At 73.2% G+C, this 16,499-nt stretch carries 20 protein-coding genes; 7 read left to right on the forward strand and 13 right to left on the reverse strand.

The genetic code is table 11. From position 1 onward, the window contains the following. Positions 1-68: 68 nt before the first annotated feature. From DT076_RS08190 to DT076_RS08225, 8 genes are all read right to left on the reverse strand, one after another. The gene (locus tag DT076_RS08190; RefSeq protein ID WP_114126163.1) at positions 69-581 is read right to left on the reverse strand and encodes a gamma carbonic anhydrase family protein; all 513 of its coding nucleotides are present in this window, start codon (positions 579-581) and stop codon (positions 69-71) included. Next, the gene (locus DT076_RS08195; RefSeq protein WP_114126164.1) at positions 578-1,423 is read right to left on the reverse strand and encodes an amidohydrolase family protein; all 846 of its coding nucleotides are present in this window, start codon (positions 1,421-1,423) and stop codon (positions 578-580) included. Before DT076_RS08195 ends, DT076_RS08190 begins: the two co-directional genes overlap by 4 nt. Before the next feature lie 37 nt (positions 1,424-1,460). Beyond that, on the reverse strand, positions 1,461-2,261 hold the full coding sequence (locus DT076_RS08200) for an enoyl-CoA hydratase-related protein (protein WP_158548080.1): 801 nt from the start codon (positions 2,259-2,261) through the stop codon (positions 1,461-1,463). After that, positions 2,254-3,438: a CaiB/BaiF CoA transferase family protein gene (locus tag DT076_RS08205; RefSeq protein WP_114126166.1), complete on the reverse strand. Its 1,185-nt coding sequence runs from the start codon at positions 3,436-3,438 to the stop codon at positions 2,254-2,256. The genes DT076_RS08200 and DT076_RS08205 overlap by 8 nt, the downstream gene beginning before the upstream one ends. Positions 3,439-3,580: 142 nt before the next feature. Beyond that, on the reverse strand, positions 3,581-4,909 hold the full coding sequence (locus tag DT076_RS08210; RefSeq protein ID WP_114126167.1) for an ABC transporter substrate-binding protein: 1,329 nt from the start codon (positions 4,907-4,909) through the stop codon (positions 3,581-3,583). An 86-nt stretch (positions 4,910-4,995) separates the two neighbouring features. Then, positions 4,996-5,904: a carbohydrate ABC transporter permease gene (locus DT076_RS08215; protein ID WP_114126168.1), complete on the reverse strand. Its 909-nt coding sequence runs from the start codon at positions 5,902-5,904 to the stop codon at positions 4,996-4,998. Beyond that, positions 5,901-6,845, reverse strand: coding sequence for a carbohydrate ABC transporter permease (locus DT076_RS08220; RefSeq protein ID WP_114126169.1), 945 nt, complete (start codon positions 6,843-6,845; stop codon positions 5,901-5,903). The genes DT076_RS08215 and DT076_RS08220 overlap by 4 nt, the downstream gene beginning before the upstream one ends. Continuing rightward, positions 6,842-7,735, reverse strand: a complete 894-nt coding sequence (locus tag DT076_RS08225; RefSeq protein ID WP_114126170.1) for an NAD(P)-dependent oxidoreductase — start codon at positions 7,733-7,735, stop codon at positions 6,842-6,844. The genes DT076_RS08220 and DT076_RS08225 overlap by 4 nt, the downstream gene beginning before the upstream one ends. Positions 7,736-7,909: 174 nt before the next feature. On the opposite strand from DT076_RS08225, the gene DT076_RS08230 reads away from it, so the two are divergent. Beyond that, the gene (locus DT076_RS08230) at positions 7,910-8,617 is read left to right on the forward strand and encodes a GntR family transcriptional regulator (protein WP_114126171.1); all 708 of its coding nucleotides are present in this window, start codon (positions 7,910-7,912) and stop codon (positions 8,615-8,617) included. 25 nt (positions 8,618-8,642) lie between these two features. Here the strand turns inward: DT076_RS08230 and DT076_RS08235 are convergent, their stop codons facing one another. Continuing rightward, entirely contained in the window at positions 8,643-9,185 is a 543-nt protein-coding gene (locus DT076_RS08235; RefSeq protein ID WP_114126172.1) for an NUDIX hydrolase family protein, read from the reverse strand. 425 nt (positions 9,186-9,610) lie between these two features. Between DT076_RS08235 and DT076_RS08240 the strand changes: the two genes are divergently transcribed. After that, positions 9,611-10,090, forward strand: a complete 480-nt coding sequence (locus DT076_RS08240; protein ID WP_114126173.1) for a VanZ family protein — start codon at positions 9,611-9,613, stop codon at positions 10,088-10,090. A 66-nt stretch (positions 10,091-10,156) separates the two neighbouring features. Here DT076_RS08240 and DT076_RS08245 read toward each other — a convergent pair whose 3' ends face one another. After that, positions 10,157-10,753: a flavin reductase family protein gene (locus DT076_RS08245; RefSeq protein ID WP_114126174.1), complete on the reverse strand. Its 597-nt coding sequence runs from the start codon at positions 10,751-10,753 to the stop codon at positions 10,157-10,159. Then, complete coding sequence (locus tag DT076_RS08250; protein WP_114126175.1) at positions 10,753-11,268, reverse strand: YbhB/YbcL family Raf kinase inhibitor-like protein; 516 nt, start codon at positions 11,266-11,268, stop codon at positions 10,753-10,755. Before DT076_RS08250 ends, DT076_RS08245 begins: the two co-directional genes overlap by 1 nt. Positions 11,269-11,384: 116 nt before the next feature. On the opposite strand from DT076_RS08250, the gene DT076_RS08255 reads away from it, so the two are divergent. Further along, positions 11,385-12,458 carry an SH3 domain-containing protein gene (locus DT076_RS08255; RefSeq protein ID WP_147264104.1) on the forward strand — a complete coding sequence of 358 codons (1,074 nt, stop codon included), beginning with the start codon at positions 11,385-11,387 and terminating at the stop codon, positions 12,456-12,458. A 6-nt stretch (positions 12,459-12,464) separates the two neighbouring features. Here DT076_RS08255 and DT076_RS08260 read toward each other — a convergent pair whose 3' ends face one another. Continuing rightward, positions 12,465-13,040 (reverse strand): TetR/AcrR family transcriptional regulator, encoded by a 576-nt coding sequence (locus tag DT076_RS08260; protein ID WP_114126177.1) that lies wholly within the window; start codon positions 13,038-13,040, stop codon positions 12,465-12,467. Positions 13,041-13,121: 81 nt separating this feature from the next. Here DT076_RS08260 and DT076_RS08265 point away from each other — a divergent pair, with 81 nt between their 5' ends. Together DT076_RS08265 and DT076_RS08270 are read left to right on the forward strand one after the other, a co-directional pair. Next, the gene (locus DT076_RS08265; RefSeq protein WP_114126178.1) at positions 13,122-13,874 is read left to right on the forward strand and encodes an SDR family oxidoreductase; all 753 of its coding nucleotides are present in this window, start codon (positions 13,122-13,124) and stop codon (positions 13,872-13,874) included. 40 nt (positions 13,875-13,914) lie between these two features. Beyond that, positions 13,915-14,829, forward strand: coding sequence for an SDR family oxidoreductase (locus tag DT076_RS08270; protein ID WP_114126179.1), 915 nt, complete (start codon positions 13,915-13,917; stop codon positions 14,827-14,829). Between the two features lie 71 nt (positions 14,830-14,900). On the opposite strand, the gene DT076_RS08275 is transcribed toward DT076_RS08270, so the two are convergent. Further along, complete coding sequence (locus tag DT076_RS08275; protein WP_114126180.1) at positions 14,901-15,419, reverse strand: AAA family ATPase; 519 nt, start codon at positions 15,417-15,419, stop codon at positions 14,901-14,903. 169 nt (positions 15,420-15,588) lie between these two features. On the opposite strand from DT076_RS08275, the gene DT076_RS19345 reads away from it, so the two are divergent. Together DT076_RS19345 and DT076_RS08280 are read left to right on the forward strand one after the other, a co-directional pair. Further along, positions 15,589-15,756, forward strand: a complete 168-nt coding sequence (locus DT076_RS19345) for a hypothetical protein (RefSeq protein WP_158548081.1) — start codon at positions 15,589-15,591, stop codon at positions 15,754-15,756. 153 nt (positions 15,757-15,909) lie between these two features. Next, complete coding sequence (locus tag DT076_RS08280) at positions 15,910-16,485, forward strand: winged helix-turn-helix domain-containing protein (RefSeq protein ID WP_114126181.1); 576 nt, start codon at positions 15,910-15,912, stop codon at positions 16,483-16,485. The last annotated feature ends 14 nt before the right edge of the window (positions 16,486-16,499 follow it).

Genomic DNA, 16,499 nt, shown 5'->3' on the forward strand with positions numbered 1-16,499 from the left:
CGTGCTCCTTCTCCTGTGTGGTGTTCCTCGGATGGCCCGCCGACGTCTCGCCGGCGGGTGGTCATGGGTCAGCCGGTGGCGGCGTGCCGTCGGGCCAGCTGGACGTAGGTGGCGGCGTTGGTGCGGATCCGGGCCCGCTCGTCCTCGGTGAGCTCGCGCCGGACCTTGCCGGGCAGGCCGAGCACCAGCGTCCCGGGTGGGATCTCGGCGCCCTCGGGCACGACGGCGCCGGCGCCGATGACGACGTCGGAGCCGATCCGGGCTCCGTTGAGCACGACGGCACCCATCCCGACCAGGACGCGGTCGCCGACCGTGCAGTTGTGCAGGATCGCCCGGTGGCCGACGGTGACGTCGGCGCCGAGCCGGACGCCGAGGCCGGGGTCGGCGTGCACGACGGTGAGGTCCTGCAGGTTGCTGCGCTCGCCGACGACGATGTCCTCGCCGTCGCCGCGCAGCACCGAGCCGTACCAGACCGACGCCTGTGCGCCGAGCCGGACGCGGCCGACCAGCGTCGCACCGGGGGCGACCCAGGCGGTGGGGTCGACCTCGGGCCGGTGGCCCTCGAACGGGAGGAGGCTCACGGGCGCTCCCGGTCCAGCCGGTACCACTCGCGGGCGGTGCCGTCGAGCACCCGCTCGCGGTCGGCGGCCGAGGGGAGCAGCCGCTCCAGCAGGGTGACCTGGTCGCGCCAGACGGTGCGGTAGTCGGCGGCCAGCTCGCACACCGGCCAGTTGGTGGCGACCATCACCCGCTCCGGCCCGAAGGCGTCGAGCACCACCCGGCCGACGTCGGCCAGCTGGTCGGGCTGCCAGGACCAGCGGGTCATCACGTCCAGCCCGACCGAGAACTTGATCGCGATCCCCGGCGCGGAGGCCAGCAGGGCGATGTTGGCCTCCCAGGCGGCCCGGTCCGCACCGTCCAGCGGCGGGCGGGCCAGGTGGTCGACGACCACCCGCAGCCCCGGCACGGCCCCGGCCAGCGTGACCACCTCCTCGCACTGGGCGCGGTCGAGGGGGACGACGTCCCAGCTGAGGTCGGCCCCGGCCAGCTCGCCGAACAGGTCGCAGACGTCGCCGCGGCGCAGCCAGTCCAGCGGCTCGCGCCCGACCAGGCAGCGGACGCCGACCAGCCGCGGGAGCTCCATCCGGCGCCACTCGGCGCGGGCGGCCTCGGGGTCGGTCAGCGGCAGCCAGCCCACCACGCCGACGACCGGCGGCTCGGCCGACCAGCGCGCCAGCCGGTCGTTCTCGTGCGGGCCGTCCTCGGACTCGACCAGGACGGTGCCGTCGACGCCGAGCTCGGCGGTCAGCGTCCGCAGGTCGTCGGGGGTGAAGTCGCGGACCAGGGTGCCGTGCTCGGGTCCGCGCCAGGGCTGCTCGCTCTCGGCGGAGATCCAGAAGTGCTGGTGGGCATCGATGGTCATCGGCGTCCTCCTCGGTCGGTCGGGGTCCCTGGGGTGGTCACCGGCCCTCCCAGACGGGGGCGCGGCGGGCGGTGAAGGCGGCGACGCCCTCGGCGAAGTCGTGGCTGCCGTAGCAGCGGGCCAGCAGGTCGTCGACGTCGGCGGCCGGGTCGGCGTCGAGGCGTCGGCCGACCTCCTTGAGCGCGCGGACGGTGAGCGGGGCGGCCCCGGCGACCCGTCCGGCCAGCTCGAGCGCGACCGGGCGGGGGTCGGTGCCGGCCGGCAGCAGCCGGGTGACGAAACCGGTGCCGGCCAGCTCGGCGGCGGTGACGAGGTCGGTGCCGAGCAGCATCCGGTCGGTCCAGGCCCGGCCCACCCGGTCGCGGACCAGGCGGACCGCACCGGCGTCGATGCAGTTGCCCAGCGTCTGCGCGACCGGGGCGCCGAAGCGGACGTCCTCGGCGGCCACCACGAGGTCGCAGGCGGCCACCAGCACCAGCCCGGCGCCCACCGCGAGCCCCGGGACGGCCGCCACCACCGGCACCGGCACCCCGGCCAGGGTCTGCAGCACCTCGCCGACCCGGTGCTCGTAGGCCACTCCGCGCTCGGCGTCGAAGTCGGTGAACTGGGCGATGTCGGTGCCGGCGGCGAAAGCCCGCTCGCCGGCGGCGGTGAGGACGACCGCCCGCACCGAGGTGTCGGCGGCCAGCGTCCGGGCGTGCTGCTCGAGCTGGTCGTACATCGACCAGGTCAGCGCGTTGAGCTTGCGCTGGTGGTCCAGGGTGAGGACGGCGACCGGGCCCTCGCGGTGCAGCCGCACCTCCCCGGCGCCGGACGCCTCGCGGGCGGGCTCAGCCACGGGCCGACCCCGCCACCCGTACCTCGTCGAGCAGGCCGTCGTGCTCACCGAGCAGCGGCGGTGCGGAGCGGACCGTGGGCGGGGTGCCCTGCAGCCGCACCGGTGAGGCGAGCGTCTTGATGGTGCCCTCGACCGGGTGCTCGAAGCTGGTCACCGCACCGCGGGCGGCGACGTGGGGGTCGGAGTCGAGGACGTAGGAGTAGTCGCGGATCGGTCCGGCCGGCACCCCGGCCTCCAGCAGCGCGGTCACCCACTCGTCGACGGTCCGGGTGGCGAAGAGCGGGGTGAGGGTGGCGACCAGCTCGGCCCGGTGACCCATCCGCAGGGTGTTGGTGGTGAACCGCTCGTCCTGCACCAGCTCGGGTGCGCCCAGGACGTCGCAGAGCCGGGTCCACAGCCGCTCGTTGTTGGCGCCGATGGTGAGGTAGCCGTCGCTGGCGCGGAAGGCCTGGTACGGCGCCGACATCCGGTTGGCCGACCCGAGGGCCTGCGGCACCTGGCCGGTCGCCCAGTACTCCGTCGACTCCCACACCGACATCGCCAGCGCCGCCTCGAACAGCGACACCTCCAGGTACTGGCCCTCCCCGGTCTTCAGCCGCGAGGCGTAGGCGGTGACGATGCCGAAGGCGGTGAACATGCCGGCGCCGAGGTCGGCGACCGGCAGCCCGCACTTGACCGGGTCGCCGTCCGGCTCGCCGGTGATGCTCATGACCCCCGACATCCCCTGGGCGATGAGGTCGTAGCCGGGGTGCTGGGAGTAGGGGCCGGTCTGGCCGAAGCCGGAGATGCTGGCGTAGATCAGGGCGGGGTTGTGCTGCGTGAGGGTCTCGTAGTCGATGCCGAGGCGGGCGGTGACACCGGGGCGGAAGTTCTCCACCACGACGTCGGCGGTGCGCACCAGGCGGTAGAAGTCCTCCCGGCCCGCCTCGTCCTTGAGGTCGATGCGGACACTGCGCTTGTTGCGGTTGAGGGCGAGGAAGGCCCGGCTGTCGTCGCCCTGGACGGCGTAGCCCCAGGAGACCCGGGTCTGGTCGCCGCCGGCGGGGTTCTCGACCTTGATGACGTCGGCGCCCATGTCGGCCAGCATCATCGTGCAGTACGGACCGGACATCACCTGGGTCAGGTCGAGCACCCGGAGCCCGGTGAGGGCGCCGGCGGGCTGGTCGGGGAAGGGCATCGGATCTCCTGGCGGTTCATCGGGCCGGCTCGCGCCGGCGGGGTGGGTCGGGGCCGGCTCGCGCCGGCGGGGTACGTGGGGGTCGGCTCGCGCCGGCGGGTGCCCGGGCGGACGGGAGCCGCCCGCCCGGGCGTCGCGGGGCTCAGCCGAGGCTGGCGTTGGTCTCGTTGAAGAAGGAGTCCACCGCCTGGTCCAGCGTCAGCCGGCCGAAGGCGACCTCGTTGTAGTTGCGGGTGAAGGCCTGCTGGAACACCGCGTTGAAGCCGGGCGGGTAGTTGACCTTCGGCGGGTTGTCCTCGCTGATCGCGCGGTACTGCTCGAGCTCGTCCCGCTTGAGGTCGGGCAGCTCGGAGTCCTCGGCGGTCAGCGCGTCCAGCACCTCGGTGTTGGTCGGCGCCCCGTTGTCGGCGGCGAAGGCCACCTGGGCGTCCACGTCGTTGGTGAAGAAGTCGATGAACGCCGCGGAGGTGGGCACGTTGTCGCAGTTGGACGAGATGCCGAAGCCGGAGGCGACGAGGATGTTGCCGATACCGGCCGGGCCGTCGGGGTAACGGGCCGCCTGCAGCTCGCCGCCGTCACGGCCGTCGAGGGTCTGCTGGGAGACGTAGAGCGAGTTGCCCGGCAGCACGCCGACCATCAGCTGCCCGGTGGCCAGGTAGCCCTGGTCCGCGCCCGGCGGCTCCTCGGCCGACATGTCCGGCGGCAGCGCGATGCCCTGCTCCTGGAGGTCGAGCCACAGGCTCCAGTACTCCTTCAGCTGCTCCTTGGTGAAGCCGAGCTGCCCCTCGGCGTTGAACACCTCGATGCCCTGCCCGACCGCCCAGGCGTAGAACGCGTTCTGCTCCTCGCCACCGGCCGCCACCGCGTAGGTGCCGTCGGGCAACCCGTCCTTGGCCTGGCTCACATAGCTGACGAACTGGTCCCAGTCCCAGCTCTCCGGCGGGGCACCTACCCCGGCCTCCTCGGCCAGCGTGGTGTTGACCATCAGGGCGTCCCAGGCGATGCCGTAGGGGATGAAGTAGAGCTTGCCGTCGCTGCCGCGGCCGCCGTCGAGCACGGCCGGCGGGATCTTGCTGGTGTCGATGGCGCCGGAGGCGACCATGTCGTCCAGCGGCTGCAGGGTCTGGCGCTTGACGTAGTCGTTGACCTGGCGGTCCTGCATCTGCACCACGCAGGGCAGCGAGCGGCTGGAGGCCTGGACGTTGAGCCGGTTGAAGTACTGGGCGTAGTCGGCGGACTGGGTCTCGGTGGTGACCTCGGGGAAGTCCTCGTTGAACTGCTCGATGACGGCGTTGGTCTTGGCGTTGCGCGACTCACCACCCCACCAGGCGACCTGGATGGTGCCGCCGACCTCGCCCTGGCCGTCGGAGCTGGCCGCCGGTCCCTGGTTGAGGCACGCCGTGCTGGTCAGCGCGACGCCGAGCACCAGCGCGGCGCCGGGGAGGAGCCGGCGGAAGCGTGGCTTGGTCATGACGTTGGTCCTTTCCTCGTGGCGGCTGCGGTGCCGCACGTGTGTGGGGGCGGCGGTGGTGCCGCCGGTGGTGGTGGAGCGGTGGCTCACTTGAGCCCGGTGGTGGCGATGCCCTCGACCAGCAGGCGCTGGGAGGCGATGAAGAACCCGACGATGGGGGCCAGCGACAGCGTGGCCATCGCGAAGAGCGTCCCGTAGGTGCTCTGGCCGGTCTGGTCGAGGAAGGAGTTGAGCCCGAGCGAGACCGTCCACAGGTCCGAGCTCGGCAGGTACAGCAGCGGGCCGAGCAGGTCGTTCCAGGCCCAGACGAAGGTGAACATCGCGGTGGTGCCGATCGCCGGCAGCGACATCGGCATGATGATCCGCCAGAAGATCCCCCAGTGCCCGCAGCCGTCGATCCGTGCGGACTCGTCCAGCGACTTCGGCAGGGTCCGGATGAACTGGACCATGAGGAAGATGAAGAAGGCGTCCACGGCGAAGAAGTGGGGCACCGTCAGCGGCAGGTAGGTGTCGACCCAGCCCATCTGGTTGAAGATGATGTACTTCGGGATCAGCGTGACGTGCTGGGGCAGCAGCATGGTGGCGATCACCATCCCGAACAGCACCCGCTTGAACGGGAACTCCAGGCGGGCGAAGGCGTAGGCCGTCAGCGAGCAGGCGACCAGGTTGCCGACGATCTGGCCGATGGTGATGATCGCGGAGTTGACGAAGTAGCGGGAGAAGTTGAGGTTGCCCACCGACCAGCCGTCGGCGTAGTTCTGCAGCGTGTAGGTGTCGGAGAACAGGCTCAGCCCGGCGAAGGTCTGGTTGCCCGGGCGGAACGAGGCGCCGACCATCCACAGCAGCGGGTAGAGCATGATCAGCAGCACGCACAGCAGCACCGCGTGCTTGATCACGCCCTTGACCACACGGTTGCCGGCGGGGCGCTGGGTGCGGGCGTCCCAGGGGCGGGGGACGCGGGTGGGCTGGGGAGGGGCGCTGAGCGTCGTGGTCATGATTCGTCTCCGTAGTGGACCCAGTAGCGCGAGGAGCGGAAGAAGATCCCCGTCACCACGGCGAGCACGATCAGCAGCACCCAGGCCATCGCCGAGGCGTAGCCCATCTGCAGCTGGGTGAAGCCGCGCTCGTAGAGGTAGAGGGTGTAGAAGAGGGTGGAGTCGACCGGGCCGCCGCTGCCGCCACTGACGACGTAGGCGCCGGTGAAGGACTGGAAGGCGTTGATCGTGCCCATCAGCACGTTGAAGAACACCAGCGGCGTCATCATCGGCAGGGTGATCGAGAAGAAGCGGCGGATCTTGCTGGCGCCGTCCACCTCGGCGGCCTCGAGCAGCTCCCGCGGCACCTGGCGGAGCCCGGCGAGGAAGATGATCATGGTGGAGCCGAAGGCCCACAGGTTCAGCGTGATGATCGTGCCGAGGGCCCGGGCGGGGTCACCCACCCAGCTGCCGACGTTCTCGATCCCGACCAGGCCCAGCACGGCGTTGACCAGGCCGTCGGCACCGAACACCTGCCGCCACAGCGCGGCGACGGCGACGCTGGCGCCCATCAGCGAGGGCAGGTAGAACAGCGCCCGGTAGCCGGTGAGGAAGCGCAGCCGGCTGTTGAGCAGCAGCGCCACCAGCATCGAGACCACCTGCAGCAGCGGCACGAAGACCACCACGTAGGTGAGGGTGACGCCGACCGACTTCCAGAAGCGGGGGTCCGAGCCCATCAGGGCGTAGTTCTGCAGCCCCACCCACTCGGGGTTGCTGAGCAGGTCGTAGCGGGTGAACGAGAGGTACAGCGAGTACAGCATCGGCCCGAAGGTGAACAGGACCATCCCGACCAGCCAGGGCGTCAGGAACGCCAGGGCCGGCAGGAGCTGGGTGCGTCCCCGGCCGCGTCGGGGCGCGGTCGGCAGGGCCACCGGTGGTTCGGTGGCGGTCGCGAGGGTCATCGGTGACCTCCAGTCGGGTTGTCGTCGTCGCCGGTGCGCCCGGGGTCCTCGTCCTCGGCGTGGCGGCGGATGGCGGTGGCCAGGTGGTCGGCGACCACGGCCGCGGTCGGGACGGCGACGTCGAGCCCCGCCGCCAGCTCCCGCACCTCGGCGACGTCCTTGACCCAGGGGCGGTGCCCGTCGGGGACGTCGCGGTCGTCGTAGTCCCGGCTGAGCCGGTCGTAGAAGCCCCAGGTCTCGACCGCCCAGGAGCGGGCGGTGCCGGCGCGCAGCGCCGAGAGCAGGACGTCCTCGCCCACCCCGGCCGCGGCGGCCAGTCCGGCCGCCTCGTACAGGGCGGCCAGCCCGGCGAAGAGGACGTGCTGGTTGGCCAGCTTCACCACCGAGGCGGTGCCGCTGCCGCCGGTGGCGACGACCTCCCGGGCCACCGGTGCCACCACCTCGCGGGCCCGCTCGACCGCCTCGGCCGAGCCGCCGAGCAGGAGCAGCAGCTCGCCCTCGCGGGCGGCGTCGGCGCCACCGCTGACCGGGGCCTCGACCAGGTCGACCCCCTGGCCGGCGCACAGCTCGGCGAGCTCGCGGGCCTGGTCGGGGCCGACCGTGCTGTTGAGCACCACCAGCGACCCCTCCGGCAGGCGGGCGGCCAGGCCGTCCTGCCCGTCGAGGACGTCGTGGGCGGCCGCGGCGTCGGGCACCAGCACCCACACCACCCCGGCCTCGGCGGCCACCTGGGCGAGGTCGTCGGCCGGTCGGCAGCCGTGCTCGGCGAGGGCCTCGGCCCGGGCCGGGTCGCGGTCGAGCACCAGCGGCTCGTGACCGGTGGAGGCCAGACGCTCGGCCACGGCGGCTCCGAGATTGCCCAGACCGACCACGGCGTGTACGGCTCCCACCCCACGTCCTCCTTGACGGTTCGAACCAACGATCAGATGACTACTGTCTACAGTCTGCGACTACTGTCTACAATAAGCGACATGCTGTCAAGGGCTTGGGGCGAGGAGTTCGACAGGCCCAGAATGCGGGAGAGGTCCCGACAGCTGGGGCGTGTACCAGGAGGAGACCGCGAGATGACATCACCCGTGGAGAGCGGCGGGCTGCACGCACCGAGCCTGGTGCAGCTGGCGACCGACTCGCTGCGCAAGGCGATCCTGGCCGGCGAGTACGCCCCCGGGGAGCGGCTGCAGGAGGAGCGCCTCACCGAACGGCTGGGGATCAGCCGGCCGCCGCTGCGCGAGGCGATGCGGGTGCTGGAGAACGAGGGGTTCATCGTCACCCAGCCCCGACGGGGCAGCCGGGTGGCCACCCTCACCGCCGAGGACGTCCGGGAGATCCTCACGCTGCGTTCGGCGCTGGAGCGGCTGGCCTTCGAGCTCGGGGTGCCGGTCCGGGACGAGAAGGTGCTGGAGGCACCCCGCCGGGCGGTGGAGGAGATGGAGGACTGCGCCCGCCGTGAGGACCGCGGCGGGCTGGTGCAGGCCGGCTACCGCTTCCACCTGGCGCTGGTGGGGATCGCCGAGCACCGCCGGCTCTCGGAGGCCTACGCCTCGATCCAGCGCCAGCAGCTGCTCTGCATGGCCCGCAACCTGGTGGTGCGCGAGGCCTACTACGAGGACCTGGAGCACCACGCCGCCCGGCACCGCACGCTGCTGGAGAGCGTGGAAGCCGGCGACCGCGACGCCGCGCTGGCCGAGCTCGCCGCGCATGGCGAGCAGTCGTTCGCCTCGGTGGCGCTGCCGCCGGAGCTCTACCGCAGCCAGTTCGGCAAGCGCGACTGAGGCCGGCGCCGGGCTCCGGGCGGGCTCAGTCGAGGGCGCCGACGTGGGCCATCGCGGCCCGGATCAGCGCACCGCGACCACCCTCGAGCTCCTGCGTGACGCCGTCGGCCACCGCCTCCCGCGGAGAGAACCAGGTGAGCTCCAGGGCGTCCTGGCGCGGCTCGCAGTGCCCCGTGACCGGCACCACGAAGACCAGCGAGACGGCGTGCTGGCGCTCGTCGGAGAAGCGGCCGAGCCCGGGCAGCGGGAAGTACTCGGCCACCGTGAACGGGGTGGGCGAGGCAGGCAGCCGGGGGAGCGCCATCGGCCCGAGGTCCTTCTCCAGGTGGCGCAGCAGCGCGCTGCGCACGGTCTCGGCGTAGAGCACCCGACCCGAGACGACCGTCCGCTTGAACGCCCCGCCGGCGTCGGCCCGCAGCAGCAGGCCCACCTCGGTGACGCTGCCGTCCTCGTCCTGGCGCACCGGGATGGCCTCGACGTAGAGCAGCGGCAACCGGTGCCGGACGTGGGCCAGGTCCTCCTCCGACAGCCAGCCGGGGTGCGGGTCGGGGGTGCCGAGGGAGCTCATGGTGCCCCTTTCTACCCGACGGCGCCGGGCACTCGACGCGACCGACGCAGGTCGAACCGCTCGCCCAGGGTGACGTGGGGCCGTCGGCCCGCACCGCCCAGCACCGGGTCGGGCGCGCCGAGTCGACCACCCGGTCCGCCAGCAGGTGCTCGGCGCTGCGGACGCCGACCGCCCGCCGAAGCGGGCCACCGGCTCCTTCCGGACCTGCGCGACCCGGCGGAGGCCGATCGGTCGGAGGGTGGTCGAGGAGCTGGCGGGCGTCTCCTCCGTCGCCGCCGCGACGCTGGCAGGGCCCTGGGGCCGACGCGGCTACGACCACGGTCCCCGGTGTGCCTGGAGCGGAACGCGCCGTCTGGGGCTGTCGTTCTGACCAGCGAGAGCGGCCACCCGGTCGCCGCGCCAGCTCCTGGAGGACCGACCACTCGATGTCGACCGACACCCGACAGACCGCGACCGTCCCGACCGGGGCGTCGGTCCCGTTCGCGGTGGCGGGACTGCTCTACCTCGCCCTGATCGGCTACATCACCCTCGGCCCGGTGCCCTGGCAGATGGTCACCAACGAGGGCTCCGGCGGCGTCCTCTCGCTGGCGACGTGGCTCGACCCGGTGACCTGGACCACCGGCGGGCCGCTCGAGTTCGTGGCCAACATCCTCCTGTTCGTCCCGGTCGGGATGCTGCTCCGGCGGGCGTTCCCCCGCCTCCCCGCGGTGGGGGCGGTCGCCGTCGGGATGGTCCTCACCCTCTCGATCGAGGTGCTGCAGATCCCCCTCGACCGCGTCTCGGACCCCCGCGACCTCGTGGCCAACACCGCGGGGGCCGTGCTCGGCACGGTGCTGACCCTGGGGCGGCGTGGTGCCCCAGCCCGGAGCGACGCACCGGCGGCGGTGGCGCCGCGCCGCTCCTGAGCCCTGGCCAGAGGGCGGGGCGGATGTGCAGCGCAGCCTGTGAGCGCCCGGCCGTCGCGGGGCGCTTCAGCCGGGTCGGCGCAGGTCGAGCCGCTCGCCGAGGGTGTAGTAGGCCGTCGGCCCGCCGCCGCGCAGCACCGGGTCGGCCAGCGCGGTGTCCACGACGCCGTCCACCAGCAGGTGCTCGGCGATGTGCACGCCGACCACCTCGCCGAAGCAGACCACCGCGTCGGTCGGGGTGCCGTCGGCGGCGGTCAGCTGGACGACCTGGCTGAGCCGGCACTCCATCGCCACCGGCGACTCCGCCACGCGGGGCACCCCGACCACCCGCGACCGCTCCGGGGTCAGCCCGGCGACCGCGAACTCGTCGACCGGGCCGGTGGTCGAGGTCTGGTTCATCGGCTCGAGCAGCTCGCGGGTGACGAGGTTCCAGACGAACTCGCCACCGGCCTCGATGTTGCGCGCGGAGTCCTTGCGGCTGGTGCTGCTGAACCCGATGATCGGCGGGGTGTAGCAGAAGGCGTTGAAGAAGCTGTACGGCGCGAGGTTGAGCCGGCCGTCCGGGCTGCGGGAGGACACCCAGCCGATCGGTCGCGGGGCCACCAGCGCGTTGAACGGGTCGTGCGGCAGCCGGTGGCCCTCGCGCGGCTCGTAGAAGTGCATCAGGCCGGGATCTGGTACGTCCCGGTGAGTACGCCGCGGGCCAGGATGTGGGGCAGCATCGTGAAGTGCACCACCGCCGGGGACGCCGACGCGTCGAGCCCGAGGTCGTCGGTGTCGAGGGCGGTGACGGCGAACAGGTAGCGGTGCGGGTGGTCCCCGGGCGGCGGGGCCGCGCCGACGAACCCCTCGGTGCCGGCGTCGTTGCGGACGCTGAAGGCACCCGGCGGCACCTCACCCGGCTCGAGGGAGCGGACGTCGCCCGGGACGCCGACGAGCACCCAGTGCCAGAACCCGCTCGGGGTGGGGGCGTCGGGGTCGAAACAGCTGACGACGAAGGAGCGGGTGCCTTCGGGGACGCCCTCCCAGCGCAGGTCGGGGGCGACGTTCTCACCCGTCTGGGCGTGCCGCTCGTCCATCGCCTCGCCGTCGGCGAAGGAGGAGCTCGACACCGGGAACGAGCCGGTGGCCGGCAGCAGGCTGTAGGGGTCGGGGGCGACGGGTCGCTCGAGGCTCATGGCCCGCACGGTAGTACCGCCGGGTGCACCGGATCGCGGCGGGTTTGGTGCTCACCTCCCCTTCCCTTAGGATTCCTCACGTTTTGTTCAGGTTCGTCTTCGGGGAGTGACTACTGGTGGGTCGACCACGCCGCGCGATTCGAGAGCCGTGGCCGCAGCAGGTGCGGCGCCGGCTCCCCCAGCTGAGTGCCGGGCTGGCCAGTCTCGCGCTGGTGGGCAGCGTCGTCGGGGCGGCGGCCCAGCCGTCGGCCGACGCCGGGCTGGAGGCCGTCCCGGCCACCACCGTCGCCCCCGTCGTGCACGCCCAGCCGGCGCCCGACCGGCTCCGCGACGAGCAGCGCCAGGTGCGCGAGGCCGCCGCGGAGAAGCGGGCCGCCGAGGAGGCGGCCGCCGAGAAGGAGGCAGCCGCCGCCACGAAGGCCGAGGAGGCCAAGAAGGCGGAGGAGACGAAGGTCGAGGAGGCGAAGGCTGAGGAGGCGAAGAAGGCTGAGGAGGCGGCGGAGGTGGCCGCGGCCCGCGACGACCGCGCCAGCCGCGACGCCGCCCGCCCCGGGCTCGACCCCGACGACCTCGGCGCGGAGGCCGGGCAGCGCTACGCCAGCACCGGTCTCAACGTCCGCTCCACGCCCAGCACCACCGGTGAGGTGGTCGACGTGCTCGAGACCGGCACCCAGGTGACCATCACCGATCGCACCTCCGCCGGCTTCCGCCAGATCGACCGGGACGGCCGCGCCGGCTGGGTCTCCGAGGAGTACCTGACCAAGGATGAGCCCAAGACCAGCGGGTCGTCCGGCGGGTCGGGCAGCCCGTCCGGCGGGGCCTGCTCGAGCGGGTCGGGCGTGGAGTCGGGGCTGCAGCCCAACGCGGTCGCCGTGCACCGCGCCATCTGCCACCAGTTCCCCAGCATCACCAGCTACGGCGGGGTGCGCGCGGACTCGATCCCCGGCCATCCCGAGGGGCGCGCGGTGGACGCGATGATCCCCGGCTACTCCTCCAGCAGCGGCAACGCCCTCGGTTGGGAGGTCGCCCGCTACGTGCGCGCCCACGCCTCCGAGCTGGGCGTCACCGAGGTGATCTTCGACCAGAAGATCTGGACCATCCAGCGCTCCGGCGAGGGCTGGCGCACCATGAGCAACCGCGGCGGCGACACCGCCAACCACCGCGACCACGTGCACGTCACCGTGCGCTGATCGCGCTCAGCGCGGGGTGATGCCCCGCAGCACGTTGCCCAGCAGCTGGTCGGCGAAGGTGCCGTCCAGCGGCTGGTCAGGCACCAGCAGGCGGTGGTAGCAGGCGCCCCACAGCTGGTCGACCACGGATTCGGCGTCCACGTCGGCGCGGACCTGCCCCGCCCGCCGGCCGGCCTCGATCCGGTCGACGGCCAGCCGCCGCCGCGGCCCGGAGTAGCGCTCCAGGTAGGCCGCCAGCAGGACGGGGTCGCGCTGCGCCTCGGCGATCAGCCCGCGGACCACCGGCCCGGCCGGGGTGTCGGTCAGCAGCCGGACGAAGGCGTGCAGCTGCTCGGCCAGGTCGCGGGCGAGGTCGCCGGTGTCGGGGAACGCCAGCACCGGCTCCACCGTGCGGAAGTAGCCCTCGAGGGCGAGGGCGCCCTTCGAGGGCCACAGCTTGTAGATGGTCACCTTGCTGGCCCCGCTCTCGGCCGCCACGCGCTCGATCGTGAACCCGGCCATGCCCTCCCGCAGCAGCAGCGCCCCCGCTGCCGCCAGCACGTCCTCCCTGACCTCCTCGGTCGGTCGCCGGCCACGCGCCATCGTCCGTCTCCTCCTATTGAACGCTGCGTACATATCTGCTTATATGGACTCAGCGTACACAAACACGAGAGGAGAACTCCCATGAGCACGACCTCCGACACCCAGCACGACCCGCGCGTCGCCCTCGTCACCGGCGCCTCCGGTGGCATCGGTGCGGCCTCGGTCGAGAGGCTCGCCGCCGACGGTCTCGCCGTCGCCGTCCACTACGCCGGCAACCGCGACCGCGCCGAGCAGCTCGTCGGCACGGTCCGCGACCGTGGCGGCACCGCCCTCGCCGTGGGCGCCGATGTCGCCGACGAGACCGAGGTCGCCGCGATGTTCGACGAGGTGGAGCGCGAGCTCGGCGGCGTCGACGTCGTGGTGCACAGTGCGGGCTCGATGCGGCTGTCGCGGGTGGTCGACCTCGACCTCGACGAGTTCGACCGGATGCACCGCACCAACCTCCGCGGCACCTTCGTGGTGGCCCGCGAGGCAGCCCGCCGGGTGCGCCGCGGCGGCGCGGTCATCGCCTTCTCCAGCAGCGTGGTGAAGCTGGCGCTGCCGACCTACGGCGCCTACGCCGCCACCAAGGGCGGGGTGGACGCGCTGGTCATGGTGCTGGCCCGCGAGCTGCGGGGCCGCGACATCACCGTCAACGCCGTCGCGCCCGGCCCGACCGCCACCCCGCTGTTCCTCGAGGGCAAGCCGCAGGAGGTGGTCGACCGGCTCGCCGCCCAGCCGCCGCTGGAGCGCCTCGGTGAGCCCGCCGACATCGCCGAGGCCGTCGCCTTCCTCGCCGGACCGGCCCGTTGGGTCAACGGCCAGGTCCTCTACGTCAACGGCGGCATCGCCTGAGCGGCACCGCTCCTCCACCCAGCACACGAAAGGAACCGACATGGACACCACCACCCACACCGCTCCGACCCCGCGCACCGTGCTCGTCACCGGCGCCTCCAGCGGCTTCGGAGCCATGACCGTCCGCGCCCTGGCCGACGCCGGCCACACCGTCCACGCCGGCATGCGCGACCTCGCCGGTCGCAACCAGCGCGCCGCCGCCGACGCCACGGCCTACGCGGCCCGGCACGGCGTCGCGCTGCACCCCGTCGAGATGGACGTCGTCGACCAGGCCTCTGTGGACGCCGCCGTGGCCACCGTGCTCCAGCGCTCGGGCCGGCTCGACGTCGTCGTCCACAACGCCGGGCACATGGTGCTCGGGCCCACCGAGGCCTTCACCCCGGAGCAGCTGGCCGAGGTCTACGAGGTCAACGTGCTCTCCACCCAGCGGGTCAACCGTGCCGTGCTGCCGCACCTGCGGGCCCAGCGCGACGGCCTCGTGGTCTGGATTGGCTCCTCCAGCACCCGCGGCGGGACGCCGCCCTACCTCGCCCCGTACTTCGCGGCCAAGGCGGGGATGGACTCGCTCGCGGTCAGCTACGCCGCCGAGCTCGCCCGCTTCGGGGTCGACACCTCGATCGTGGTGCCCGGCTCCTTCACCGTCGGCACCCACCACTTCGCCAACGCCGGCCACGCCACCGACGAGACGGTGGCCGCGGCCTACGAGACCGAGTACGCGGGGCTGATGGGCCAGGTCGCCGCCCGGCTGGCCGAGCTCGCCCCCGACGACCAGGACCCGCAGGAGGTGGCGCGGGCCGTGGTCGCGCTGGTCGGGGCCGAGAAGGGCCGGCGCCCGTTCCGGGTGCACGTCGACCCGGCCGACGACGGCGCCGCGGTGGTCAACGCCGTCGGCGACCGCGTCCGCGCCGAGTTCTACCGCCGGGTCGGGCTGGAGGACCTGCTCACCGCCCGCTGAGGGCGCGCCCGGGCACCCGGGGGAGGGGCGGTCGGCGGGATGCCCGGCCGCCCCTGTCGTCTGCGTCGGCGTCAGAGCACGGCGAGCACGGCGTCGGCCATCTGGTCGGGGTTCAGCCGGCTGGAGTCGAGGCGCAGGTCGACCGGGATCTCGTCGACGACGCTGCGGTAGCGCTCGTGCAGCCGGTGGTGGAAGCCGTGCTCGCGCGAGACGCCCCGGGTCGGGTCGGCCTGGGCGCGGGGCCAGGTGACGGCGACCGGGGCGTCGACGAGCACCCGCAGGACGTCCGTGCCGGGCGCCAGCGCATCGGCCAGCGTCTGCTGCTCCTCCGGCTCGAACCCGGGCCCGTCGCTGACCACCAGGTCGACCCCGGTCCGCAACCAGCCCGCCACCAGGGCGGCGTGGGCGACGTGCGCGGCCGGCCAGAGCCCGAGCGGGCCCACCCCGGCTCCCTGCACCGTCGCGGCGACCTCGTCCACGTCGACCAGCACCACCCGTCCACCGTCCGCGGCGCGGCGGGCGGCGACCAGGGCGGCGACGGTGCTCTTCCCCGCGGCCAGGGGACCGGTGAACGTGACGAGTCGGGGCACGGGCCCCAGCCTCTCCCGTCCCGGCCTCCTGCGACCACCCGTTTCCGAGGCCCGGCTGAGACGGGGGTCACCGCGACGCACGTGCGGAATAACTGCACCATGAAGTACAGTTACACCCCGTGCGGGGCCGTCGCCCCGCGTCCGCACGAGGAAGAAGAGGAAGTCCGTCATGTCGTTGGTGAGTGCCGCCCGTAACCGTCGTGAGCTGGCGCGTGCCCGTCGAGTCGCCGCCCGCCACGCCCGTTCGCTCGACAAGGCCATCGCCGGGGCCGACCCGTCGATGCGCAACGAGCTGCTGCTGGCCGCCCAGCGTCAGTCCCCGATGGGTCTGCGCTGAGCTGAGGACCCGCTGACGCGGGCCCCGGACGTCCCGCGACGACGTCCAGCCGACCAGGCTCCTGTCCCCGCCGGGGCAGGAGCCTTCGTCATGCTCCCAACATCACGGACAAGGTCCATTGTGCAAGCGGTCTTGTACAACTACTCTTGAACCATGACGCCGGAGCCGCAGGACCACCTGCTCACCGAGGCCCGGGCGCTGGCCGCCCTGGCCAGCCCGGTCCGGAGCCGCATCCTCGACGCGCTCCGGGTCGACGGCCCGAGCACCGCCTCGATGCTGGCCGACCGGCTCGACCAGGCGGTGGGCAGCATCAGCCACCACCTCAAGGTGCTCGCCGAGGCCAACCTGGTCGAGGAGGCGCCCGAGCTGGCCCGCGACCGCCGCGAGCGCTGGTGGCGACGGGCCGGACGGCGGACCCGCTGGTCGCGTGACCAGATGTCCGACCCGGACGCCGTCGACGCCGCGCTCGCCGCGGAGAACCTGCAGCTGGCGCGCCAGTTCGAACGGGCCCAGAGCCGGCAGGACCACCCGACCACCCCCGGCAGCTGGGAGCACGACACCAGCTTCGCCATCCAGAGCTGGTTCCGGATGACCGACGACGAGCTCGCCACCTTCGGCGAGGAGCTGATCGCGCTGTTCGAGCGGTGGGCCGGCCGCGAGATCCCCGACGACGGCCGGCAGCGCGAACCCGTCCTCGTCTTCGCCCGCGGGTTCCCCGCCGAACCCTGAGCACCCGCCACCAG

The sequence above is a fragment of the Desertihabitans brevis genome (genome assembly GCF_003327535.1).
Taxonomy (GTDB): Bacteria; Actinomycetota; Actinomycetes; order Propionibacteriales; family Propionibacteriaceae; genus Desertihabitans; species Desertihabitans brevis.